19 protein-coding genes are annotated in these 25,783 nt (G+C 37.5%); 14 read left to right on the plus strand and 5 right to left on the minus strand.

What is annotated here, in order from left to right:
* Positions 1 to 185 precede the first annotated feature (185 nt).
* The 4 genes from DEU39_RS04920 (at position 186) to DEU39_RS04935 (ending at position 9,069) form a co-directional block, all read left to right on the plus strand.
* On the plus strand, positions 186 to 4,523 hold the full coding sequence (locus tag DEU39_RS04920) for a CusA/CzcA family heavy metal efflux RND transporter (protein WP_120231140.1): 4,338 nt from the start codon (positions 186 to 188) through the stop codon (positions 4,521 to 4,523).
* A 7-nt stretch (positions 4,524 to 4,530) separates the two neighbouring features.
* Positions 4,531 to 5,682, plus strand: coding sequence for an efflux RND transporter periplasmic adaptor subunit (locus tag DEU39_RS04925; protein WP_120231141.1), 1,152 nt, complete (start codon positions 4,531 to 4,533; stop codon positions 5,680 to 5,682).
* A gap of 251 nt (positions 5,683 to 5,933) precedes the next feature.
* The gene (locus DEU39_RS04930; protein WP_120231142.1) at positions 5,934 to 7,742 is read left to right on the plus strand and encodes a hypothetical protein; all 1,809 of its coding nucleotides are present in this window, start codon (positions 5,934 to 5,936) and stop codon (positions 7,740 to 7,742) included.
* 382 nt (positions 7,743 to 8,124) lie between these two features.
* Positions 8,125 to 9,069: an aldo/keto reductase gene (locus DEU39_RS04935; RefSeq protein WP_120231143.1), complete on the plus strand. Its 945-nt coding sequence runs from the start codon at positions 8,125 to 8,127 to the stop codon at positions 9,067 to 9,069.
* 164 nt (positions 9,070 to 9,233) lie between these two features.
* On the opposite strand, the gene DEU39_RS04940 is transcribed toward DEU39_RS04935, so the two are convergent.
* The 3 genes from DEU39_RS04940 to DEU39_RS04950 form a co-directional block, all read right to left on the minus strand.
* Entirely contained in the window at positions 9,234 to 11,081 is a 1,848-nt protein-coding gene (locus DEU39_RS04940) for a chloride channel protein (protein WP_120231144.1), read from the minus strand.
* Between the two features lie 122 nt (positions 11,082 to 11,203).
* Positions 11,204 to 12,196 (minus strand): SDR family oxidoreductase, encoded by a 993-nt coding sequence (locus DEU39_RS04945; protein ID WP_062669510.1) that lies wholly within the window; start codon positions 12,194 to 12,196, stop codon positions 11,204 to 11,206.
* 33 nt (positions 12,197 to 12,229) lie between these two features.
* Positions 12,230 to 13,501: an NAD(P)/FAD-dependent oxidoreductase gene (locus tag DEU39_RS04950; protein ID WP_120231145.1), complete on the minus strand. Its 1,272-nt coding sequence runs from the start codon at positions 13,499 to 13,501 to the stop codon at positions 12,230 to 12,232.
* Between the two features lie 225 nt (positions 13,502 to 13,726).
* Here DEU39_RS04950 and DEU39_RS04955 point away from each other — a divergent pair, with 225 nt between their 5' ends.
* The 7 genes from DEU39_RS04955 (at position 13,727) to DEU39_RS04985 (ending at position 21,337) form a co-directional block, all read left to right on the plus strand.
* Positions 13,727 to 14,719, plus strand: a complete 993-nt coding sequence (locus tag DEU39_RS04955; RefSeq protein WP_120231146.1) for an aldo/keto reductase — start codon at positions 13,727 to 13,729, stop codon at positions 14,717 to 14,719.
* A gap of 64 nt (positions 14,720 to 14,783) precedes the next feature.
* On the plus strand, positions 14,784 to 15,458 hold the full coding sequence (locus DEU39_RS04960) for a response regulator transcription factor (RefSeq protein ID WP_120231147.1): 675 nt from the start codon (positions 14,784 to 14,786) through the stop codon (positions 15,456 to 15,458).
* 38 nt (positions 15,459 to 15,496) lie between these two features.
* Entirely contained in the window at positions 15,497 to 15,856 is a 360-nt protein-coding gene (locus DEU39_RS04965) for a four helix bundle protein (RefSeq protein ID WP_174525188.1), read from the plus strand.
* 62 nt (positions 15,857 to 15,918) lie between these two features.
* A complete protein-coding gene (locus tag DEU39_RS04970; RefSeq protein WP_228436644.1) occupies positions 15,919 to 17,169 on the plus strand; it encodes a sensor histidine kinase in 1,251 nt (416 codons plus the stop codon).
* A 97-nt stretch (positions 17,170 to 17,266) separates the two neighbouring features.
* The gene (locus DEU39_RS04975; protein ID WP_062669497.1) at positions 17,267 to 18,022 is read left to right on the plus strand and encodes a hypothetical protein; all 756 of its coding nucleotides are present in this window, start codon (positions 17,267 to 17,269) and stop codon (positions 18,020 to 18,022) included.
* A gap of 51 nt (positions 18,023 to 18,073) precedes the next feature.
* Positions 18,074 to 20,494, plus strand: coding sequence for a TonB-dependent receptor (locus DEU39_RS04980; RefSeq protein ID WP_120231149.1), 2,421 nt, complete (start codon positions 18,074 to 18,076; stop codon positions 20,492 to 20,494).
* A 33-nt stretch (positions 20,495 to 20,527) separates the two neighbouring features.
* Positions 20,528 to 21,337: a phosphatase PAP2 family protein gene (locus tag DEU39_RS04985; protein WP_120232196.1), complete on the plus strand. Its 810-nt coding sequence runs from the start codon at positions 20,528 to 20,530 to the stop codon at positions 21,335 to 21,337.
* 59 nt (positions 21,338 to 21,396) lie between these two features.
* Here DEU39_RS04985 and DEU39_RS04990 read toward each other — a convergent pair whose 3' ends face one another.
* Together DEU39_RS04990 and DEU39_RS04995 are read right to left on the minus strand one after the other, a co-directional pair.
* Entirely contained in the window at positions 21,397 to 22,200 is an 804-nt protein-coding gene (locus tag DEU39_RS04990) for an SDR family oxidoreductase (RefSeq protein WP_120231150.1), read from the minus strand.
* An 18-nt stretch (positions 22,201 to 22,218) separates the two neighbouring features.
* Positions 22,219 to 23,877, minus strand: a complete 1,659-nt coding sequence (locus DEU39_RS04995; protein ID WP_120231151.1) for an FAD-binding dehydrogenase — start codon at positions 23,875 to 23,877, stop codon at positions 22,219 to 22,221.
* Positions 23,878 to 24,027: 150 nt separating this feature from the next.
* Between DEU39_RS04995 and DEU39_RS05000 the strand changes: the two genes are divergently transcribed.
* From DEU39_RS05000 to DEU39_RS05010, 3 genes are all read left to right on the plus strand, one after another.
* A complete protein-coding gene (locus tag DEU39_RS05000; RefSeq protein WP_120231152.1) occupies positions 24,028 to 24,456 on the plus strand; it encodes a rhodanese-like domain-containing protein in 429 nt (142 codons plus the stop codon).
* 1 nt (position 24,457) lies between these two features.
* The gene (locus tag DEU39_RS05005) at positions 24,458 to 24,961 is read left to right on the plus strand and encodes a TlpA family protein disulfide reductase (protein ID WP_228436646.1); all 504 of its coding nucleotides are present in this window, start codon (positions 24,458 to 24,460) and stop codon (positions 24,959 to 24,961) included.
* 353 nt (positions 24,962 to 25,314) lie between these two features.
* Positions 25,315 to 25,710 (plus strand): DoxX family protein, encoded by a 396-nt coding sequence (locus DEU39_RS05010; RefSeq protein ID WP_120231153.1) that lies wholly within the window; start codon positions 25,315 to 25,317, stop codon positions 25,708 to 25,710.
* The last annotated feature ends 73 nt before the right edge of the window (positions 25,711 to 25,783 follow it).

The raw sequence follows: 25,783 nt of genomic DNA on the forward strand, positions 1-25,783 counted from the left end.
AATTAATGCTTTATATTCTTATCTAAAGCAGTGAATTTTTGTTACATATCAATTAATTCGTAATGCATTGTATTGATGCTTAAGCCTTAACCAAAGAAGTTACAAATGCATGTTTTGATACTTTAAGTTTTGGGAGCATTTCAGCTTTTATAAAGCATTCCGGATTACCATTAATCGTTTTTTCCATGTTAAATAAAATTATTGAGTTTTCTGTAAAGAATAAACTCATCATTGCTCTGTTTACTGTGGCTCTCATCCTCTTTGGAGTCTATGAAACCACTAAACTTCCTATTGATGCCCAGCCGGACATCACCAATAATCAGGTTCAGATCATTACTACTGCTCCTTCATATGGTGCAGCAGATATAGAACGTCTTGTTACGTTTCCTATCGAACAGGCTACCAGCAATATCAGCGGAATTACAGAGCTGAGAAGTTTCTCCCGTTTCGGACTTTCATTAGTGACGGTAGTTTTTGATGATAAGACGGATGTGTATTGGGCGCGTCAACAGGTTCAGGAACGGCTGCAGCTTGTTCAGGACAATATACCGGCAGGAATCGGTAAGCCGGAATTAGGGCCTATTTCAACAGGGTTGGGAGAGATTTTCCAATATGTGGTAAGAGCCAAAAAAGGATACGAAAATGTATATGACGAAACAGAACTGAGAACCATTCAGGATTGGGTGGTCAGAAGACAGCTTTTGGGAACAAAAGGTGTGGCAGATGTAAGCAGTTTCGGAGGAAAACTGAAACAGTATGAAATTGCCATTAATCCTAATAAATTACAGGCATTTAACATCAACATCAATGATGTTTTTGCAGCACTGGAAAAGAATAACCAGAATACCGGAGGTGCATATATTGAAAAGAAAGAAACCGTTCTGTTTATCCGCAGCGAAGGACTTGTGGGAAGTACGGAAGATATTGGAAGCATTCAGGTAGCGGAAACTAAAGAAGGAATTCCTGTGCATATTAAAGATGTAGCGTCTGTCAAGATCGGTTATGCGACAAGGTATGGCGCGATGACCTATAATGACACCGGAGAAGTATCCGGAGCAATTGTTCTGATGCTGAAAGGAGAAAATGCCAATGTCGTGATTGGAAATATCAAACAAAGACTGGAAAAAATTCAGGAGTCCTTACCGGAAGGAGTGGTGATTGAGCCTTTCCTTGATCGCGCTAAAATGGTGAACAATACCATCAGTACTGTAAAAACAAACCTGATGGAAGGGGCTTTGATCGTTGTTTTCATTCTGGTATTATTTTTAGGAAATTTCAGAGCAGGATTACTGGTGGCTTCCGTTATTCCTTTGGCCATGCTTTTCGCCATTATCATGATGAATATTTTCGGGGTTGGAGGAAATCTGATGAGTCTTGGAGCGCTGGATTTCGGTCTTATTGTAGATGGTGCTGTCATTATTGTGGAAGCCGTGCTGCATCAGCTTGCTCATAAAAAGCACTTTGGGAAAGACAATATGCTCACCAAAAAAGAAATGGATGATCAGGTTTCAGGCTCTGCGACCAAAATGGTTAACAGTGCAGTTTTCGGACAGATTATTATCTTAATTGTATATCTTCCGATTTTTACCCTGCAGGGAATTGAAGGAAAAATGTTTAAGCCTATGGCTCAAACTGTTGCCTTTGCCCTGATCGGAGCATTTATTCTTTCCCTGACTTATATACCGATGATGAGTTCTCTGGTATTAAGCAGAAAGAAAAAAGAAAAAGAAAACATCTCGGACCGCGTCATGGGTAAAGTGGAAACCGGACATCAGCAATTACTGATGAAAGCTCTTAAATTCAGAAAAACTATCATTATTGGTGTGCTAATCCTGTTTGCAGGTGCTGTTTTTATCCTTTCCAGAATGGGTGGAGAATTTATACCATCTTTGGAGGAAGGCGACTTTGCTGTCGAAATGAGAATTCTTCAGGGAAGTAATATCAATGAAACCAAGAAAGCCACTACACAGGCGGCGCATATTCTTTTAACACAGTTTCCTGAAGTAGAAAAAGTAGTCATGAAAATTGGAAGTGCAGAAATTCCCACGGAACCAATGGCAATGGATTCCGGAGATATGATCGTCGTTTTAAAGCCTAAAAAGGAATGGACCTCTGCAACGACATTTTCTGAGCTTTCTGACAAAATGGGCAAAGCATTAAGCGTTATTCCGGGGCTGACAACCAGTTTTCAATTTCCTGTACAGATGCGTTTCAATGAGCTGATGACCGGAGCAAGGCAGGATGTAGTCTGCAAGATTTATGGTGAAGACCTGGACAGCCTTGCCACCTATGCAAAAAAGATGGGAAGCATCATCAACACTGTAAAAGGTGCCCAGGATCTTTATATTGAACCGGTAGTAGGAGCTCCGCAGGTTGTGATTGATTATAACCGTTCGGAACTTTCTAGATACAATATTTCAGTGGCGGATATCAACAGGGTAATTAATATGGCTTTTGCAGGACAAACTGCAGGTGCTTTATATGAAGGTGAAAAAAAGTTTGATATCGTTGTCCGAATGGATAATGAGCATAAAAAAGATATTACCAGCATTCAGAATCTTTTGGTTCCAACTTCTTCAGGAGAACAGATTCCTTTGTCACAATTGGCTAAAGTAGAGCTTAAAAACAGTCCGAACCAGATTCAGCGGGAAGATACTAAAAGAAGGATTATTGTAGGTTTTAATGTGAGAGGAAGAGATGTCCAGAGTATTGTTGAAGAACTTCAGCAAAAAGCAGATAAAAACCTGAAACTATCACCAGGATACACTGTTTCTTATGGAGGTGCTTTTGAAAACTTAAATGAAGCCAAAGCAAGACTGGGAATCGGAGTTCCTATTTCGTTAGTAATGATTTTCCTGCTCTTATTCTTTGCTTTCGGTTCTGTAAAACACAGCTTGTTAATCTATACTGCCATTCCTTTATCTGCGATAGGAGGAGTGTACTTTCTGGCGTTGAGAGGAATGCCCTTCAGTATCAGTGCAGGCGTAGGATTCATTGCATTATTTGGAGTTGCCGTACTTAATGGAATTGTTTTGATATCAGAATTTAACCGATTGAAAAAGAATGGAATAGCCAATACCAGCAGAATTGTACTGATAGGAACCAAAATCAGGCTTCGCCCGGTTCTAATGACTGCGTTTGTAGCTTCTCTGGGGTTTCTTCCCATGGCCATCAGCAACGGTGCAGGAGCAGAAGTACAGAGACCTCTGGCAACGGTGGTGATCGGAGGATTAATGCTTGCCACTCTTTTAACCTTGTTTGTCCTTCCAATTTTATACGTCCTCTTTGAACATATTAATAAAGATAAAATGAAATTCTCAAAAAAAACCAACTATAAAAAACTGTCTGTTTTCCTGTTGTTAATATCCTTTGGAACTTATCAGGCTCAGGAAAATATTACCTATGATCAGGCTTTGGAAAAAGCATACCAGCAGAATGGTACTCTTAAAAATTCAAAATTAGTCTCAGATTATCAGGAAAAACTGAAAGCCAGTTATCTGGATATTCCCCAGACGGAAATTACCGGAGGATTTGGCCAGATTCAGGGAGAGGAAACGGATAATTCATTCGGAATCACTCAAAGATTCAGTTTTCCAACGGTGTATTCAAAAAGAAAACAAATGCTGGATGCCGAATGGTCTGCCAGTGTCATCAATCAGAATCTGACCAGGGCACAGCTTACCAAAGAAGTAACAAGTGTTTTCTACAGGATACTGGTGCTTCAGGAGAAGAAAAAAGTGCTGGAATACATCAGCCAGCTTTACAATAATTTTGCAGATAAAGCCGGATTAAGATTAAAAAAAGGGGAAGCCAATATTCTGGAGGAATCCACCGCAGAAATCCAGAAAGAACAGATCAAAGTACAGTTGAATACGTTAGAAAACGACGTGAATATTGCAAAACTTCAGCTTCAGTTATTACTTCAGTCAGAGGTTCCGTACCAACCAGTTGCCGATCGTCCCACGGTGAATATCGGACTTCAGATTGCAGAAGAAATGGTACAACAGCATCCTGAGCTTCAATATCTGCAGCAGCAGATCAAAGTAGGAGAGGCAGAAGTACAGCTTGAAAAAAGCAGGCTGCTTCCGGATCTTCTTATAGGATACACCAATCAAAGTATGAAAAACATCAATAATAATCGGTTCAATTCGGTTCAGGTAGGAGTAGGAATTCCACTATTCACCAAAGGACAGAGAGCTTTGGCAAAGGCAGCACAGGCAAAAATAGCCATCTCCGAGAATCAGTACCAGAGAAAAGAAATTGAACTTAAAAACAGATTGAAACAACAGTTGACTACCTATATGAACCAACAGCAGATCATCGAAAATTATGAACAAAAACAGCTTCCAAAATCCGAAACTATTCTAAAAACTGCTCAGAAACAGATAGAGGTTGGAGAAATAGATTATCTGGACTGGGTCATACTGGTGAATCAGGCCGTAAAAACCAAAGCAGATTATATTGATCAGCTTGAAAAACTGAATCAGATCGGAGCTGAACTTCAATTCTTAATTTCAAAATAATATCAACATGCATTTCAAGAATATATCCCTATACAGCGTGGCTTTCATCCTTACTTTATCTTCATGTTCAGGAAAAAATGAGGAGGAAAAAACGGTGTATGAAAACACGAAATTTTCAAAGAACGACAAAAACTCCGTTCATCTTACAGAAAAACAGATTCAGTCTGTAGGATTAACTACAACCAGTATTCAGAACAGGAATATGGAAAAACTGGTGAGATTAAACGGAAAGGCAGAAATTGCACCATCGCATATCAGTTTAGTTTCCAGTATTATGGGTGGACATATCAAATCGATCAATATCATTAATGGAAGTCATTTCAGCAAAGGACAAGTGCTTGCAGTAGTGGAAGACCCTCAGTTTATACAATTGCAGCAGGATTATCTGGTGACCAAAGCTCAGCTCGAAGCGGCAAGACTGAATTTCAACCGTCAGAAAGATCTGAATACAAGCAAAGCCAGCAGTGACAAAACCCTACAGACTGCTCAGGCAGATTATTCTACTTTGAACGCCACTTTAAAAGGGTTGGAAGAAAAACTGAGAATCATCGGAATTAATGCCAAAGGTCTGACTACCGGAAATATCAGAAGTAAAATCAACATTTATGCTCCTTTTACAGGTTTTGTAAGTAAAATTCTTGTGAATAACGGGCAGTATATCAATCCGGCAGATACATTATTTGAGCTGATTAATCCAGCTGGATTACTTTTAGAATTAAAGGTTTTTGAAAATGATGTGAATGATGTAAAAGTGGGGCAGGAAATTCTCGTGTACAACAATCAGAATCCGGATGTGAAATCCAATGCTAAAATTGTCAGCGTAGTTCCCAGTATTGAAAACGGAGGTTCTGCAACGGCAATTGCCAGATTATCTTCTGTGAATACTGAATTTGTAAAAGGAATGTACGTGAACGCCGAAGTGAATATCAGCAGTCGTTATACAATGGGACTTCCTAACGAGGCTGTAGTGTCTTTTGAAAATAAAAATTATGTTTTTGAAGATCTTGGAAAATCCAATTACAAAATGATTCCAGTGGTCACCGGAATTGCTGACGATCAGTTTACGGAGATTGTAAAAGCAGATGCTTTAAAGGATAAGAAAATTGTACAGAAAGGAGCCTACAGCCTTCTGATGATGCTTAAAAACAAAGCAGAATAATTAAAGTGAAATCATAAAAGTCACAAAAGCTTTTGTGACTTTTGCGGTTAGAATAAAACAGACAAGAAGAAAAGATCAGTTATTCAGCTGATCTTTTTTATTTTAAACAATTCAAAAAAATGACATTTGACATGTTTTTAATAATTAAAATACTATTTAACGCATAATTCATTTTAAAATAATATTTTTAAGAAGTGAATAGTTGTAAAGGATTTCTAGATAAATAATTAAAAAACTTTTATCAAAACTTTATGACACAAAAACCTTTGCACAATTTCCATATTCCGGTAATGGGACTGGCTTATACCATAGACAGCCCGATTCGTGTTGCCCAGTATGGAATTTCTTCCGTCATCTCTATTATTGATGATGAAATCCTGGAAAAAATGAAGAACTTTTACAACAAAAAGTTCAATCTTGACTATTTCGGGATCTCAACAAAAACAGAAGATTACAGAGCAAAAAGAGTTACCGCTTATCTGGATATGGTAGATGATATCGTGAATGAAAAATTTGAATCTTTCAAACAGGAAATCAGCAAAAACAAGGAAGCTTTGAAGGAATTCATGGCTATGCTTCCGAATACTTCAGATCTAAAAAACAGCCTTCAAAACATTATCAATCAAAAAGATAACTGGAGTTCCAATATCAAAAACTTTATCGAATCGAATTTAAAACCGGGAAGTATTGATGTCAATATCATGACGAAAGTAGATAAAGACAACTATCAGAATAATGAACAGCTTCCTGTAATGTATAACGATGCGCATGCTTCACTGCGTGGATTTGCCAAAAGTAAGCTATCATCATCAATGGTTCTTTCTGCAGGCATGAATCCCCGTTTGTACAGCTATATGGAAGAGTTTGAAGACTTTTTCCCGGACGAACATGGAAACATCAAAAAGAAAATTATCCTTAAAGTAAGCGATTTCCGTTCGGCTATGATTCAGGGAAATTTTCTGGCTAAAAAAGGATTATGGGTTTCAGAATACAGAATAGAATCCGGACTGAATTGCGGAGGCCATGCATTTGCTACTGAAGGAATGCTTCTCGGGCCTATCATGGAAGAATTCAAGCAGAAAAAAAACGATCTGATCCAATCAGCTCACGCCTTAATGACAGCTGCTTTGGAACAAAAAGGAAAGCATGTAGTTTCCGAACCTTTAGAAATGAAAATTACCGTTCAGGGTGGAGTAGGAACTTCTGAAGAACATGAGTTTTTATTGGCTAATTATAGCGTAGACAGTGTTGGATGGGGTTCACCGTTTTTACTGGTACCCGAAGCCACATCTGTAGATACAGAAACCAGAAATTTACTTGTACAATCAAAAGAGCAGGATTTCTATCTGAGCAATATTTCGCCATTGGGAGTACCTTTCAATACTGTAAAAGGTACATCTAATGAAGTATTGAAGTTTGAAAAAGAAGCAAAAGGGAAATATGGAAGTTCTTGTCCTAAAAAACTTCTCGCACTAAGCAAAGAATTTTCTCCAGAAGGAACCTGTACCGCTTCCAGAAAGTTTCAGGATATCAAACTGAAAGAGCTTTACGAAAATAAAGATGCATTCACTGAAAAAGAATTCAATAAAAGAAAATCCGAAATTACCGATAAAGCCTGCCTGTGTGTAGGACTTGTGAATGCGGCATACATGGAACAGAACCTTGAAATTAAAGGTGAAAAGCAAGGCGTTGTGATATGTCCGGGACCTAATATTGCCTTTTTTGATAAGGAAGTTTCTCTTTCGGAAATGGTAAAACATATCTACGGAAATACCAATATCCTTTCAGATAACCAACGTCCGAATATGTTTATTAATGAATTAAAAATGTATGTGGATTATCTGAGAAAGGAAATCACCGAATCCACTGCACAGATTACCCATTCGCACACAAAAAAATGGAATGCTTTCAGGAAAAATGTTCTTGAGGGTATCGAATATTATCATGAGCTTTTTAAAGCATCACCATTCTTCAGCAACGGTTTGTCAACCATTCACCATCAGTTACAGGAATATAAACTTCAGCTTATCGCTATTGAAATTCCTCAGGTTGAAAAATAACCGTATTTTTAATTGATAGATAATAAAAACAGCTTTTACATGGCTGTTTTTATTTTTTCTGTTACTAATGAAATCACATGTATTTCTGTTAGAAGCGGCAAAGGTCTAAGAACATTTCAACTTTAATCAATGTAAGATTTTCAGAAAGAGATATAAAAATAAATAGTATTCAATTGTATCGGAGATAAAATCTTTGTATCTTAAAGCAGTTAGCTTTTAAAATTATTTGCGCTTTTGCGCTTTTCCAACACATTCAAGTAATAAAAAAACTTAGGAAACATCAGCATTCCCATTTATAATAACTATGGCAGGAATGGTCATTTTAAATATTTTCCGGGCTTAATATTCCCTACCTTAGAGGTCACTTAGTAAAATTATTTTTATGGAAAAAAGAAAAATCAAGAACACCGATTTGACGATTGCACCCATCAACTTCGGAGGAAATGTTTTTGGATGGACATTGGACGAGAAACAGTCTTTTGATATACTGGACCGCTTTGCTGAAGCAGGATTCAATTTTATAGATACTGCAGATACCTATTCATGGTGGGTGAATGGAAAAGGCGGACAGTCTGAAGAGATCATCGGAAAATGGATGAAGAGCAGATCTAACCGTAATGATATCGTTTTAGCTACGAAAGTAGGCTCAGAAACGAAAGAACATGGCTATGATATCAGCAAAAAACATATTCTTAAATCTGTAGATGAGTCTCTGCAAAGACTTCAGACGGATCATATTGATCTCTATTATACACACTTTGATGACAATACTACTCCTGTAGAAGAAACTCTTTCTGCTTATGATGAGATCATTAAGGCTGGAAAAGTACGTTATATTGCGGCTTCCAACCTATCTCCGGAACGTTTGAAAGCATCATTTGAAGCTGCAGAAAAGAATAGCCTTCCTAAATATGTTGCGTTACAGCCTCATTACAATTTAATGGAAAGAGAAGGATTTGATCAAAATTATGCTCCTCTGGCAGAGCAGTTTGATTTAAGTGTATTCCCTTATTGGTCTTTGGCAGCAGGTTTTTTAACGGGTAAATACCGTGATGAAGCAGATCTGGCAAAAAGTGCTAGAGGAGAGGGCGTAAGAAAGTATTTAAATCCGAAAGGACTTGAAGTATTAAAAGCGCTGGATCAGGTAAGTGCAAAGCATAATACAACGCAGGGAACCGTTTCTCTGGCATGGCTGTTATCTAATCCTCTGATTACAGCACCCATTGTAAGTGCTACCAGTGCTTCCCAGCTTGAAACGGTCTTCAATGCACCAAAACTTGTTCTGGATCAGGAAGATATTGAGCTGTTGAATAAGGCGAGCAACTAATTTTTCAACTTTCATTACAGATTAAAAATTAAATCCGTTCATTGCTGAACGGATTTTTTATGATTCAACGGCGAAAACCACCCCGTCAAAAAATCTTTGAATTTTCGCCACCCTTCCGGAGGAGGGGAATGGAGTTCTTCAGTTGTGATATTCTTCTCTCAATATTAATCGGAATATTCCTTCAGAAGCTGTCTGTAGCTCATTAATATTGAGGATTTTGAGATAAAACCGATGAAATCATTGGTATCACTTACTACAGGGAGATTCCATACACCTGTATCATCAAAAGTCTGAAGAATATCCAGGGGTTTATTTTCACGGTGAAGAACGGCAGGCGGCGCTTTCATGATCTGGGTAACCGTCTGGGAAGTTTCAATGTCTTTGTTAAAAAGATAAGGTCTTATGTCATCCAGCGTCAAAACTCCTTTGAGCTTTCTGTTCTCATCCACTACGGCGAAAATATTTTTATTACCGTTCTTTACCATTTCAAACAGTTTTGTAACAGAGGCACTCTGATTGATCGTTTGCGAATATTTATCAATAAAGTCTTCGGTTCTTAAAGCAAAAAGAAGGTTTTTGTCATGTTTATTTGTGAATATTTTTCCTTCATCTGCCAATGATTTCAGTTCAGGAGAAATCGGGGAAAACCATTTTGCAATGAGATAGGATATGATGGAAACTATCATCAGAGGAATAAACAAATCATATCCGAAACTTGATTCTGCGATCAGAAAAATAGCGGTAAGAGGAGCATACAGAACTCCACTCATAGCACCAGCCATACCCACGAGGACAAGATTAGTCATCGGAACATCTGTAAAACCAATATGCTGACAAATTAATGCAAATAAATAGCCTAAAGTTCCTCCTGCAAAAAGAGAAGGAGCAAAGTTACCTCCATTTCCACCACTGAATATCGTAAATGAGGTGGCAAAGGCCTTTAAAAGCAATACCAGAACCAAAAATATGATAATGGTCCAGTCTCCGATCTCAAAATACCTGAAAAAACTATTTTCAATAATAGAGTAGGTATTTCCATTGGTGAAAGCTTTTACCGTTTCATATCCTTCCCCGAACAAAGGAGGAAAAAGTACGCATAACAGGGAAAGTACAGCTCCTCCGAACATCGCTTTACGCATTCTTGAAAGCTGAAGACCTTTTATAAAATGTTCTACTTTCTGAGAAATAATCACAAAATAGCGGGCATACAATCCTGTAACAATCCCTAAAATAAGATAATACGGAACATTTTTATAGTTGAAAGGGTCTCTGGTATAAAATCTGAAAAGAACATCTTCCTGAAGCAAAATCCTTGATAAAAGACTTCCGCAGACCGCAGCAACGACCAACGGAATAAAGTCTGTGAAAACCACTCCGGTTAAAAGAATTTCAAAGGCAAACATAATCCCCGCAATAGGAGCATTGAAAGCAGACGCAATCCCGGCAGTAGCTCCTGCAGCAAGCAATAAAGTACGTTCTTTATAGCTCAGTCTGTACGTTTGGGCATAGTTTGAACCAATAGCGGCTCCGGTAACGGCAATAGGACTTTCCAATCCTGCAGAACCTCCCAATCCTACGGTAACAGCACTTTGTATCACCTGAGAATACATTTTAACAGAAGCTACGATACTGGAATTCTGTGCAATTTCGTATAAAATAGCTCCAATACCTTTACGATCCTGACCTTTAAACAAAGTTAAAACGATCATCGTTGTCAGAACAATTCCTAAAAAAGGAAAAACAATATAGAATAAAATCTGATATTCAAAATGAACTTTATTGGTAATGAAATAATGGATATTATGCACCAGTGTTTTCAGGATAACTCCCGCAAGACCAGCTGTGCAGCCCACCAGAATTCCGGAAAGAACAAGAAATTGGTTTCTGCTCAGTCTGTTGTTCAGCCAATGCAGAATAAGCTCATAACTGCGTGCTTTTTCCAGTCCGTATTTCTGGAAATCTCTTTTAAATTTAAGGAAACTGAGGTACTTTTTTTTGTTGTGAATTTTCACCTTGGAAATATTTTAACTATCATCAGATTGATACAGTTCTGTAAATTTATGAAATATATCACAAAAAATATAGTAAAGAGACTTTTTCAAAATATATCAATGAAAGTTTATTTCTATCAACCTTATCTTATTTCTTTAGATTTCCCTGAAAAAATGAACCCAACAGCCAGTGCTCCAAGGATTCCTGCACCTGCCAGAATTAATGGTTTCTTAGGAATAGAAAATAGCGTTTTCCCGTCAATTCTCATACTTCCTGTAGAAGGGTTCTGTACATTTCCTCCGGTATTTTCATCTTTATTGGCTTTTCTCATTAACATTCTCACCCCAGTGGAAGATGTATAACGAATTATTCCAGGAAACAATTCATATAAATTTTTAAAAACTACTGCTGACCAGTCGGGATAAGAAGCTTCAATTGGATTTTTGGCTGTTTTTACAATTGAAGCTGCCAGTTTACGAGGATCAAACGATGGAGGAGGTGTGCTGAGTTTTATCCCTGAATAATTGGCAGCATGTTCTATTCCTGATGATTTCTGAAAACCGGGATAAAGCGCACAGATATGTATATCAGGAAAGTCTGAAACTTCACCCTGCAAAGTTTCTACCATTCCGCGCACACCAAATTTCGAGGCTGTATATGCTGTTCCATAAGGTGCCGGCATCCATCCGCCAATAGAAATATTATTCAGTAAGACTCCTTTTTTCTGTTTTTTGAAAACAGGAAGCACTGCATGTGCCGAATGCATATATCCCAAAAGGTTTGTTTTAACAATCTGATCACTGACATCAACTGGAATTTCCTCAAATTTACCAAATGCCAACACTCCCGCATTATTGACCCAATAATCAATTTTTCCGGTGAATTCAAGGGTTTCCTTGACAAGGTTCTGAACATCTTCTGCAACAGAAGTATCTGTAGGAACAGCAAGCACTGTTGCTCCCAGTTTTCTGCATAATTCTGCAGTCTCTGTAAGCGCTTTTTCTCCTCTTGCTGCCAGCACAAGATCAGCTCCCTGTTCTGCAAATGCCTCTGCCGTAGCCTTACCAATTCCGCTTGAAGCACCTGTGATAACGACTGTTTCTCCAAAAAATGGTGGTCTTCTTTGATTTTTCATAATATGATGGATTTAAGTGTTCTTATTTTTTTATCATGATCCGTTTTCTGTATTTCTTTTTGGAAAAAGTATAAGCCTGATGGATGGATTATTGGTAATAAATAACCTGAACCAGTCCATCGCAAGTTGAAGTTTATTTTTAAACCCTACCAGCGGAATGATGTGGATGAAAAGCCAGGTAAGCCATGCTATAAAACCGTTAAAGGAATTTTTCGGAAGATCTACTACCGCATTGTATTTAGAAATAATGGCCATACTTCCTTTGTCATTATACCTGAATTGCTCCAGCACTTTTCCATCTTCTATCCGTTTAAAATTGGCAGCGAGGTTTTTACTTTGCTGAATGGCGACCTGAGCAAGTTGAGGATGTCCTTTAGGATATTTTTCTTCTGAAAGCATCAGACAAATATCTCCCAACGCATAAATATTGGTAGTTCCGGTTACTTTATTATAGTCGTCCACCAGTATTCTTCTGCCTTTTCCAATAGTTTCTTCCGGTAATCCTGGGATTTCTTTTCCAATAACTCCTGAAGTCCAGATCAGGGTTTCCGTTTCAATAGAGCTTCCGTCACTTAAGATGACTTTATTATCCGTATAATCCTTTACAGAGACATTCAAAAGGATTTTCACTCCTAATTCTTTCAACTTATCATAAGCCGTTTTCTGAGCCAGCTGGCTCATGGGCGAAAGTAAAGTAGGTAAGGCATCAATAAGATAGAGATTAGAAAGTCCGAGCTTGATTTCCGGATATTCTTTCTGGGCAATATATTTTCCCATCTCCGCAAGCATACCTGCCAGTTCTACTCCAGTAGGTCCGCCTCCGGCAATCACGATATTCTGAAGTTTTTCGGCTTCTTTAATATTTTTATTTCTGGCCGCTTCTTCCAGAGTCAGCAGAATATGATTCCTCAAATAGAGTGCTTCTTCTATATTTTTCATCGGAAGAGCACACTTTTTTACATTTTCCATTCCGAAAAAATTAGACTCTGTGCCCAATGCCAGCACCAGATAATCATAGCTGAGATTTCCGGTATCTGTTTCTATTGTCTTATTTTCCGGATGTACTCTCATCAGGCTTCCCATGTGAAATTTCACATTTTTATTATTTGAAAACAGTTTTCTGAAAGGATAACTGATATTGGAAGCTTCTATAAACGAAGTAGCTACCTGATAGATAAGCGGAGGAAAAAAATGATAATTGTTTTTATCAACCAGCGTTATTCTGAACCTTTTATCATTCTGAAGAGACTTGATAAGATTAATACCCGCAAATCCTCCTCCTACGATTAGAATGTGCTTTTTCATAGTATGTGATTATTTCAAATGGTGTACTGAATTTCATTCAATAACAAGACCAAAAGAACGACAAAACAAATATTTAACATAATCTATAAATTGCCAAAACAGCCTTAATATCAGCTCTCATTAAGAATTTCAGGTTTCAACAGGTATTTTCTTTTTAACGTTTCATTCACTGCCAGCACGATGTTTGTACTTTACTGATCATCCAACACTTTAAATATTTCATATATGAAATCACACATTTTAACCGAAAAGCACCAACTGGGAATAGGGGGTGTAGCAATAGGAACAGCTTTTGAAAATATTACAGATGAACAGGCTCATGAAATACTGCAGGCAGCCTGGGATATCGGAATCCGGTATTATGATACTTCTCCATGGTACGGATTGACCAAAAGTGAACGGAGATTTGGAAATTTCCTTAAAGATAAAGACAGGGATGACTTTATTTTCTCAACCAAAGTAGGAAGGCTTTTTCATCAGGTTCCTGAATCTGATGTTCCTCCAACCATGTGGAAAAAACCTCTTGATTACGACTTCCTGCATGATTATACAGCCGACGCCGTACAGAAATCTATTGAAGACAGCCTTCAAAGAACCGGATTGAGTCATATTGATATTGTTTATGTCCATGACCTTTCTGAAGATCAGGTAGGAGATCGTTATCCTTATTTTCTGAAGCAGGCGAGAAACGGTGCTTTTAAGATACTTTCTGAGCTTCGTGATCAAGGAGTAATAAAAGCCTGGGGAATGGGTGTTAATAAGATAGAACCTATTTTAGACTGTATCGAATCTGCTGATCCGGATATCTGTCTTTCGGCCACACAATATTCTATTCTTGAACATGAAGATGCTGTGGACCGCCTTCTTCCGACTGTTAAAAATGCTGGGGTAAAACTGGTTTCGGGAGCAGGGTATAATTCAGGATATATAGCAGGAAAAGAACGTTATAATTATAAAGATGTAATTCCAAAAGGAATGTATGAAAAGCGGAAAAAAATGAGTTCTCTTGCTGAAAAATACAATATAAGCCTTATTGATGCCGCCCTTCATTTTGTACTGGCAGCCGACGAATTTGCTTCTATTATTCCTGGAGCCAGCCGGCCTGAGCAGGTGAAAGACAATCTGCAGGCTCTTAACACTACTATTCCTTCTGAATTCTGGAAAGAATTGAAAAATGAAGGACTGATCTATGAGAAGGCGCAGATTCCGGAGAGATAACATATTTTCATTTTTTATGATTTAAATTCAAAATTTCTTCTAAATTTAATGATAGCTTTATCGCATGAAAATTCTTATCATTGAAGACGAAGCAGCACTTGCTCAAAGCATTTCCGAATATCTGTCCGGAGAAAATTACCTCTGTGAATCTGCCAGCACATTTGGTGAAGCTATGGGTAAAATAGAAGCATTCGACTATGACTGTATTTTACTGGACATTATGCTGCCGGACGGAAATGGCCTTACCATTCTGGAAGCATTAAAAAAGCAACAGAAACAGGACGGAGTAATTATTATTTCCGCTAAAAATGCCCTTGATGATAAAATTGAAGGACTAAAACTAGGCGCTGACGATTATCTTACTAAGCCATTTCATCTTTCTGAACTTATGGCCAGAGTATATTCTATTATCCGTCGGAAACGGTTCAGCAGTTCCAATGTGGTAAAACAAAATGAGCTTCAAATAGATTTATGGGCCAAAACTGTGGCAGTGAATGATGAAGTGATTTCTCTGACAAAGAAAGAATTTGATCTTTTAATTTATTTTATTGGTAACAAAAATAAAGTCATCTCCAAAAGTACCCTTGCGGAACATCTTTCCGGGGATTTCGCAGATATGCTGGACAATCATGATTTTGTTTATGCTCATGTAAAAAATCTTAAGAAAAAGCTCTATGATGCAGGATGCGGGCATTATCTTAAAACGGTGTATGGAACGGGGTATAAGTGGGAAAGCTAGAGTAATTATAAATGATGAGTTATAAATGATGAATTATTATGAGTGAAAAGAAAAATGTGCTGAAAGATAAAAGTTTTGGTTTTGCTATAAGGATTATTAATCTTTATAAATATCTTACAGCCACTAAGAATGAATATGTTCTGAGTAAACAGCTCTTAAGAAGCGGAACAGCAGTAGGAGCCTTAGTAAGAGAATCACAAAATGCTGAAAGTAAAGCAGATTTTATTCATAAACTGGCTGTTGCTCAAAAAGAATGTGATGAATCTATTTACTGGATTGAGCTTTTGTTTCAGACAGATTATTTATCATCCACAGAATATGAAAGCATCAATAATGAAGCTACAGAAATATTAAAAATAATCCGAAGCATCATCATTACAACAAAAAATAAATCATAACTCATAATTTATAATTCATCATTATTGTGAAGCCTCTACTCACCAAAACTACCAAACCCTTTTTGATCTACGTACTTATTGTACTGATGATCAGTATTCCTGTCTATTATTTTGTGGTGGATACGATCTGGAAAAATGAGCTGGATGAGCATAATCAGATTATTGTAGAGAAAACGGCTTATGAATTCAATCAGTTACAACTTTCTGAAGAAGCATTGAACAAAAGCCTTGAATTATGGAATCATATTCAGCCCGAAACCAGTATTGAAAGAATTTCTCCCAGTCAGGTAAAACAGGACAGTATTTATACTTACGAAAAGCATCTGCCTTTTATTTTGGAACAGAAAAAAGAGCGTTACAGATGTCTTAAAAAAGTAATTTATATTCATGGCAAACCTTATCTTTTTACTATACAAACCAATATTGAGGAATCTCATGAAACCATTGCCGTTATTGCCCTAATTACCATCTTTTTTTTCGTAGTGATTGTTCTTGGACTTTTATATCTTAACAGAAAACTTTCATCGTCTGTCTGGAAGCCGTTCAGAAGTACACTGGATCAGCTGAAAACTTTCAATCTTAACAGCCAGAGTACGATAGAATTTCCAGCTTCTGATACTGCTGAATTTGAAGAACTCAATCAGTCTCTTTACAAACTCATAGAACGAAATGTTTCTACTTACAAAACCCAGAAAGAATTCACCGAAAATGCTTCCCATGAACTGCAGACTCCACTAGCTATTATTAAAAACAAACTGGACATTTTGCTTCAGGATCAAAACCTTACCGAAAAGCAATACCGCATTGCAGAAGATATGAACAGGGCGCTTACAAGAAGTTCCCGTATCAATAAAAACCTTTTGCTGCTTGCTAAAATTGATAATAACCAGTTCGACAGCTCGGAAATTATTTCGCTGGATCTTTTGCTTCACCAAAGCATTGATATTCTCAGAGAACATTTTGAGCAAAAAAATATTTCAGTTACAGAACACATCACAAATGAGGTACAGGTAAGAGGAAACAATATTCTGGCAGAAATATTAATCAACAATCTTTTAATCAATGCCATTCGTCATACAGCTGTAGGAGGCAGCATTTCCGTACAGCTTACCCATTCTGTTTTTGAGGTTTCCAATTCAGGGACTGAGAAACTGAATACAGATTTCTTATTCAAAAGATTTTCAAAACTTTCAACAGATAATAGCGGAAGCGGGCTAGGCTTATCTATCATTCAGGAAATCTGCAGGTTTCATAAGAGGTCTGTTAATTACAGGTTTGAAAATCAACACCATATTTTCTCTGTTAAATTATAGTTAAAAAAATCCCGGTTTCCCATAATTCTAAATTTCTTCTAAATCGGTTTGCACCTTTGTATTGAAAACATACTGAGGTATAAATTGTATTTAGAAAATGAAAACTGTAAACAAAGTTGCATCCGTAACCCTTCTATTCTGGCTCATGAAAATTGTTGCCACCACATTAGGAGAGACTTTAGGAGATTTTATTTCTATGACGCTTCATCTGGGCTACGTAGCAGGTAGTCTGATTACCTTGGTGTTCTTTGTCATCATTTTATCCGTGCAGCTTGGTGTGAAAAAATATATACCAGCCGTCTATTGGATGGTGATTATAGGAACAACCACTTTAGGAACGGAAATCTCTGACTGCATCGACAGAACTCTGAAAACCGGCTATCTGACTGGTAGTTTAATTCTACTTTCGGGGCTCTTGCTTTCTTTGTTTTTATGGTACAAAAAATATGGAAATCTTGAGGTTTATCCCATTTTTGAAAAGAATAAAGAACTGTATTACTGGACTGCCATTTTATTTTCCAACAGCCTGGGAACTGCTTTCGGAGATTTTCTGAGTGATAATTTAGGACTGGGATATATGACCGGAGCTTTGATTACAGGACTCATTATTTTAATAGTCGTATTGATTCATTATTTCACGAAGATCAATCATGTGTTGCTGTTCTGGATTGCTTTTGTTTTTACCAGACCATTTGGTGCTACTTTCGGAGATCTTTTAACCAAACCTTTAGCGAAGGGAGGACTGGATATGGGAACTCTCAATGCATCTCTCATATCTCTTGCTCTGATGGTATTGATGATCATCATTTCACAAAGAAAACACAGCCGGGAATTACCCCTTCAAAACGAATAATCCAACACCTGTTATAATAAAAAATATTTTAAAGAAAATAAAACTAGAAGAATGAATAAGGCAGCCCTGTTATTTTTTCCAACCTGTATGATGGTTTCTTCTCTTGTTTCTGCCCAGACCGCTTCTGTAACCGCTTCAGGAAGGATCACAGGTATCGACAAAACGGCATTACCCTATGCTCATATTATTTTAAAGAAAGAAAAAGACAGCACTTTTACAGCCGGAACAATTACCAATGAAGAAGGAAGATTTTCTCTTACCGGAATAAAACCAGATCATTATCTTCTGGAAACCTCACTCACAGGATATCATACGCAAGTACAGCCCGTTTTTATAGGAAGTCTTTCTGAGTTTCTGGAAATTCCTGCCATTGAGCTAGTTCCGCAACAGGAAACAGAAAACAAAATAGAGGCGATTGCCATTACAGCTTCCAAAAAGAATGAAATAGACAGCCGTCTGGATAAGAAAACCTATTCTGTAGCAGATAACATCAGCCAAAGTGGTGGTTCTGTATTACAAAGCATGCAGAATCTTCCCGGAATTACAGTACAGGATGGCAAAGTACAGCTTAGAGGTAATGATAAAATAACCGTTCTGATTGATGGCAAACAGACAGCTCTCACCGGTTTTGGAAGCCAGACCGGATTGGATAATATTCCTGCTTCTGCGATTGATAAAATTGAAATCATCAACAATCCTTCCTCGAAATACGATGCGAATGGAAATGCCGGAATCATCAATATTATCATGAAAAAAAATAAACAGAACGGATGGAACGGAAAAGTAGGATTCACCGCAGGTTTAGGCTCACTTTGGGTGAGAATGGAAAATCTTCCCACTATAAGACCACAATATACTCTTACGCCTAAAATTAATCCATCACTGTCTGTGAATTACAGAAAAAACAAGGTCAATATATTCTTACAGGCAGATAATCTTTATACAGAAACCCTTAACAAGAATGAATTTGTAACCCGTACTTATGATGACGGAACAATTATTAATTCCCAGCTGAAAAGAAACAGAAACACCAATTTCTTCACCACTAAGGCCGGAATAGACTGGAATATTGATTCTCAAAATACCTTAACCATTTCAGGAATGTACGGAAGTGAAAAAATTATCGACAGAGGAGATCAGCCATTTTTCAATGGAGATAAGTCTCAACGCCTGCGTCTGTGGCAGTTTTTGGAGGATGAGCTGAAAACAACCGTGATGGGAACAGCCTCTTATCAGCATAAATTCAAAGAAGCCGGACATGTGTTGAACGTGGGATTCAACTATACGTTCCATAGAGAGGATGAAAAATATTTCTATGATAATTATCTGCCGTCTTCTACAGGAACTGATGCGTTTAAACTATTATCAGATGAACAGGTATACGATTTCAATATAGATTATGTAAAACCATTGAAATATGGGCGAATAGAAACAGGAATTAAGTTGAGAAACAGAAGCATTCCTACCAATATGAATTTTATTCCGGGAACCAATTCTGTTCTGGATGTTTCTGCGGGTGGAAAGGCTGATTATAAAGAATTTATTCCTGCCGTCTATGGAAATTATATTTTTGAAAATGAAAAATGGGAAGCAGAATTGGGACTTAGATTAGAATATGTGAAAATTCAGTATGATGTAAATCCTAATCATCCTACCTATAAAAGTGACGGATACAACTACACCCAACCATTCCCGAATTTCAGGCTGGCATATAAGCTTGATGACCGTAATAAGTTCTCTGTTTTCTACAACCGAAGGGTAGACCGCCCCAATGAAGTGGATATCAGGATTTTTCCGAAATATGATGATGCAGAGATTATTAAGGTTGGTAATCCGGCGTTACGTCCACAGTTTACGAACTCTATTGAACTTGGATATAAGCACAATTGGAATAGCGGATATTTATATTCTGCACTATACCACCGTTTTGCCAACGGAACGATCACCAGGATTTCCAGTATTGTTCCGGGCAGCACCCTTATTTATGCCATCTTTCAAAATGCAGGAAAGAGCTATAATACAGGGTTTGAAACAATTTGGAACCAAAAAGTATCGGATGTTTATTCCCTGAATGTCAACGGAAATATATACCGTAATCAGATTAATGCATTTACTGTACAAAATCTGTATCCCCAGCCTAATACATTCTCCGCAGACCAGCAAACCGCTATCTCGGGGAATGTTAAGATGAACAATGTTTTTCACTGCTCAAAAGGGTTAGATATGCAGTTTACGTTGGTGTATCTGGCTCCGGATATTATTCCTCAGGGAAGAATACAATCAAGATTCTCAGTGGATGCAGGCGTGAAAAAAGCCATTCAGAAAGGGAAAGGGGAACTCTTTTTAAATGCTTCAGATCTGCTTAATACAATGGTGATCAAGAAGTCTGTACAAGGCAACGGATTTGCTTATACCAGCAATGATTACTACGAAACCCAGGTGGTTCGTTTGGGATACAGCTATAAATTTTAACAAAGAATCGGATAATTTTAAATGGAATTTAAAATGAAAAAACAGTTTCAAAAAACGCTGGTTTACGTAATGATTTTGAGCTCAGTGGTAAGCCGGATCAATGCTCAGAACACCAATGACACGATACGTGTTCAACAATATGTAGACGATAGCATTGGCACAAAAGAAGTTCAAAAAAACACACTTAACTATAAAAGCCTGATCATTCCTGGCGCATTTATTACCTACGGAGTAGCAGGTCTTTCCATCAAGAATCTGAAGCAGCTTAATCTATCCACAAAGGTTGAAATCAACGAACATCAGCCTAAACAGATACAACTGGATAATTATACCCAATATGCTCCGGCAGTAATGGTATATGGACTTAATGCAATCGGGATAAAAGGAAAACATAATCTGAGAGACCGAACCATTATTTACGCTTCGTCACAACTGATTGCGGCTGCCTTTACTATGCCTTTAAAGTATCTGGTCAAAGAGGAAAGACCGGACGGTTCTAATACGTTGTCTTTTCCTTCAGGGCATGCTGCCACGGCATTTTCTTCAGCACAATTTATGTTCCGGGAATATAAAGACACCAATTTCTGGCTCAGTATCTCAGGATATCCGTTTGCAATTTTCACCGGAGTTTACAGAATGCTGAATGATAAACATTGGCTGGGAGATGTCATAGCAGGAGCCGGATTTGGAATTCTTTCTACAGAACTGGCATATTGGCTGTTTCCAAAAATTGATAATTTATTACGAGGAAAAAATAAAGTTAAGACTTCGTTTTCATCCACCATGGTAATGCCATTTTATCAGAATAAAATAGTGGGTATAGGCCTGGTAAAGACCTTTTAAAACACATTCTTCATTATATTTATTAAAAGCATCATTTCTTCTTGAATGATGCTTTTTCTTTACACCACCTTAGCTTTACGGATTATTTTCGCTAATAAGCCTGGAAAAAATCGTTTCAGGTAAACAGCCATCACTTCTTTACCGCCTATCGCTTGTTGTCTTTTCTGTTTCTCTATGGCATAAAGCATTTTTTTTGCGAAGATATCTACGGGCATGCCATTCTTCGTAGCATCATCCATCGTGCCCTGTAATGAACCGTCCCCGGTAACAGCATTAATAGAAATATCAGTCTGAATAAAACCCGGACAGATCACCGTAATCTTAATATTCTGGCTGAATAATTCTGCCCTCAAGGCATCAAAAAATCCATGTAAAGCATGTTTTGCACCGGCATATCCGCTTCGCATAGGAGCACCGAAAATTCCCATTAGACTTGATACAACGGCAATCTGTCCTCCTTTATTTCGGATCATATAAGGCAAAACAGCCTTTGTAAGAGCTACTGTTCCTATATAATCAATATCGATAAGCTGTTTATCTACTTCAATATCGGTTTCCATGGCTAACGACCTCTGTGACATTCCGGCATTATTGATCAGAATATCAATCTTTCCAAATTTTTCTTTTGCTTTTGCTGCAATGGAAGGCATTTCTTTATAATTTTTAAGATCTAAAGGGATGACCGCATATCTGTCTCTGCTCAAACAAGCTTTCTCAGCCACGGAATGAAGCTGGCCCTCTTTTCTGGAAGAAAGAATAATTTTTGCATTGCTGTTCCTGCAAAGCTCTTTCACTAAAGCTTCTCCAATGCCTGATGATGCACCTGTAATCCAAATGACTTTATGATTAAAATAATTACTCATATTCATTAGTATTTAATTTTAAAGTCGGGCAATATATTGTCCGGCTTTCATTCCTGAAAAGATGCAACCTCCCAAAAATGTTCCTTCCAGAGCTCTGTAGCCGTGCATTCCGCCACCGCCAAAGCCCGCAGCTTCTCCTGCAGCATACAATCCTTCAATGATGCTTTCATCCTCTCTCAATACCTGACCATTCAGATTGGTTTTTATTCCGCCCAACGTTTTTCGGGTTAAAATATTAAGACGTACTGCAATCAAAGGTCCGTTTTCCGGATCTAAAATTTTGTGTGGTGCCGCTACACGCCCTAATTTATCACCTAAATAATTTCTTGTATTCCTGATGTAATTAACCTGCGTATCTTTTGAAAATTTATTATCCAGTTCTCTATCTCTGGCTTCAATCTGTGATTTTATCTTTTCATATTTCAGGAGATTATTTCCAGCCAATTCATTCATTCTTTTAACCAGATCTTCCAGGTTATCTGAAACAATAAAGTCTTTACCGTGCTCTTTAAAAGCTTCTACAGATGCGGGTGCCTTTTTCCCAAAAATCCTTTTCAGAAAAAGAGCATAATCTTTATTGGTGATATCCGGATTCTGCTCCGAACCTGAAAGGGCAAATTCTTTTTTGATAATTTTCTGTGTAAGGATAAACCATGAATAGGAAAACCCTGTTTTCTGGATATACTGTAAAGTCCCCAGCGTATCAAATCCCGGAAGAAAAGGAGCGGGGAGACGTTCACCTTTAGCATCAAACCATAGCGATGATGGCCCCGGCAATATGCGGATTCCGTGGTTGGGCCAGATTGGATTCCAGTTTTGTAAGCCTTCCGTGTAGTGCCACATTCTGTCCGGATTGATAATATGAGCACCTGCATTTTCTGCAATGCCTATCATTTTACCATCCACATAGGCCGGAACACCACAAACCATATTTTCAGGTGCTTTTCCCAATCTTTCCGGCCAGTTTTTTCTTACCAGGTCATGATTGGCACCAATTCCTCCGGAAGCAATAATAATATTTGGAGCTGAATATTCAAATGTGGAGATAACGTTTCTGTTGGTTGCAGCACCTCTTTCCTGGGTATCATTTTCCAGAATATCTCCTTTAAGACCTTTTATTTTATCATTTTCTGTAATAATTTCAGTTACGCAATGTCTGAATTTCATCTGAAGCAGACCTTTTTCCTGAGCTTTGTAAGCTTTTTCTACAAAGGGTTTTACCACGCCTGTGCCTGTTCCCCAACTCACATGAAAACGGGGTACGGAATTTCCATGACCCGTTGCCGATCCATCACCACGCTCTGCCCAGCCCACCATAAACATCAGCCTGATTCCCAGTTTGGAAATATAATCGTACTTTTCACCGGCAGCAAATTTCAGATAAGCTTCAGCCCACTGGCGGGGCCAGTAATCTTCCGGACGGTCAAAACCAGCGGTACCTTTCCAGTCCTGCAATGCCAGCTCATAAGAATCTTTGATTCCCATTCTTCTTTGCTGGGGAGAATTAATCAAAAATAATCCTCCAAATGACCAGAATGCCTGTCCGCCGATATTCTGCTCTGTTTCCTGATCCAGAAGCAATACTTTTTTTCCGGCATTGGTAATTTCCATCGCCGCGGTAAGCCCTGCCAGTCCGGTTCCGATAATAATTGCATCGGGCTGGAATTTTTCTTCCATTGTTAAGCGTGTTTTGATTCAACAATATGTTAGATAAATGTATAAAATTATTCGGAATCGGATTTAATATTAAAAATTTAAATAAACCTGCTTTGAGTAATCAGCCCTGAACTCTGAACTTTTCAACTTATCTTTGTGAAAAATAGAAGAATGAAGTATTTGTTTATCATTGCCTGCCTGGTTTGTTCAATATTCAGTCAGGCACAGCAAAAACAGGATCCATGGAAAGACAGCCAGCTGATGGATCCGGCATTACTGGCTTCCAGAATTGAAAATCAAAAAACAAAAGATCTGGTCATCATTTCGGTAGGACCTGAAGCTATTGTGAAAGGTTCTGTAGACATCGGACCGACTCATGAACCTGAAAATCTGGAAAAACTGAGAAATTATCTTAAAGATATTCCTAAGAACAGAGAAATTGTGATCTATTGCGGTTGCTGTCCTTTTGTAAAATGTCCTAATATCCGTCCTGCATTTGCATTGTTAATGGAATTGGGCTTCACAAATGCAAAGCTTTTAAATCTTCCGAAAAACATCAAAACAGATTGGCTGGATAAAAATTATCCTACAAATGATTAATATGAAGAACTCTTTAACAATATTATTTTTCATACTGTTTTCAGGATATATTTCTGCCCAGAACACCATAGAAGTAGGGAAGAAAGCTCCTGAAATAACAATGACAAAGGCAGATGGAACTTCATTTTCTCTTTCAGCATTAAAAGGAAAACTGGTTCTGATCGACTTCTGGGCAACATGGTGTGCTCCATGTGTAGAGGAACAACCTCAGTTGAAAACAATGTACAATACCTACTCCGAACAGATAAAAAATAATCAGTTTGAAATAGTAGGTGTTTCTTTGGATAAGAATAAAGAAAGCTGGCAGAAAGCCATTGACAGATTTCAGATTACGTGGATACAGATCAGTGATTTAAAATTCTGGAAAAGCCCTGTAGCAAAGCTTTATGAAATCGAAGAACTGCCTTTTAATGTCATTATTGACGGGCAGGGAACTATTGTAGCTAAAAACCTTCATGGTAAAGAACTTGAAGATTTCATTAAGAAAAGCCTGACACAGAATTAAGAAAGTTTTTTTCCGGATATAAGACAAAGAGTGGTAAGTTATTTTACCACTCTTTTTTAATTGAAAAAGATAGAAGTATTTGTGTATTAGAATCTTGTCTTAATCATTTAAAATATCTGTAAAAATATAGTAATGATCATGAGGGAACTCATCATTGTATCTGGACGTAAATATAATAAAATTTACCAATTAAATCACTTTATATTGAAATATGTGTAAAATTTAATATCTCATTAAAATAGCGTTCAATAATAAAGGTTATTATTACTACGAAACAAAACTTTTATACTGATTTCAAAGTTGTTGATATACAAAATATTGAATCCTTGTTTTTGTATTCTAATTTTGTTTCTGTGAAAAAGAGTTTCTACCTTCGTTTTGCGCTTTCAGTGATCTTACTGATGCATAGTGTGATTTCCATTTTCAGTGGGGATGTGAATGATTTTGGACAGATCTACCTGAATGGATTAGGTTTCAATCCTGTAGGAATTTATATAGCATGGATAGTAAAACTGATTCATCTTTTATCAGTACCATTAATCTGGATTGATAGATACATCAAACCAATAGCTGTTTGTAATATTCTGATTTTCATTTTGGGAATCTATTATGTCCATTGGCAAAATGGATGGTTTGTGGTAGGTGGAGGAACAAATGGTATTGAATTCAATGTATTACTGATCTTCTGCTTTTTGAATCTTATGTACCCCAAAGTTTCTTTGCATTTTATGAGTAAAAAGAAGAGTTAGACCTTCATAAATCATCTGTTTTTCCTCCAACATTATTACCGCTCATAATCAAAACTGATAGTTTATAGATGGT

The sequence above is a fragment of the Chryseobacterium sp. AG363 genome, assembly GCF_003610675.1.
Lineage (GTDB): Bacteria > Bacteroidota > Bacteroidia > Flavobacteriales > Weeksellaceae > Chryseobacterium > Chryseobacterium cucumeris.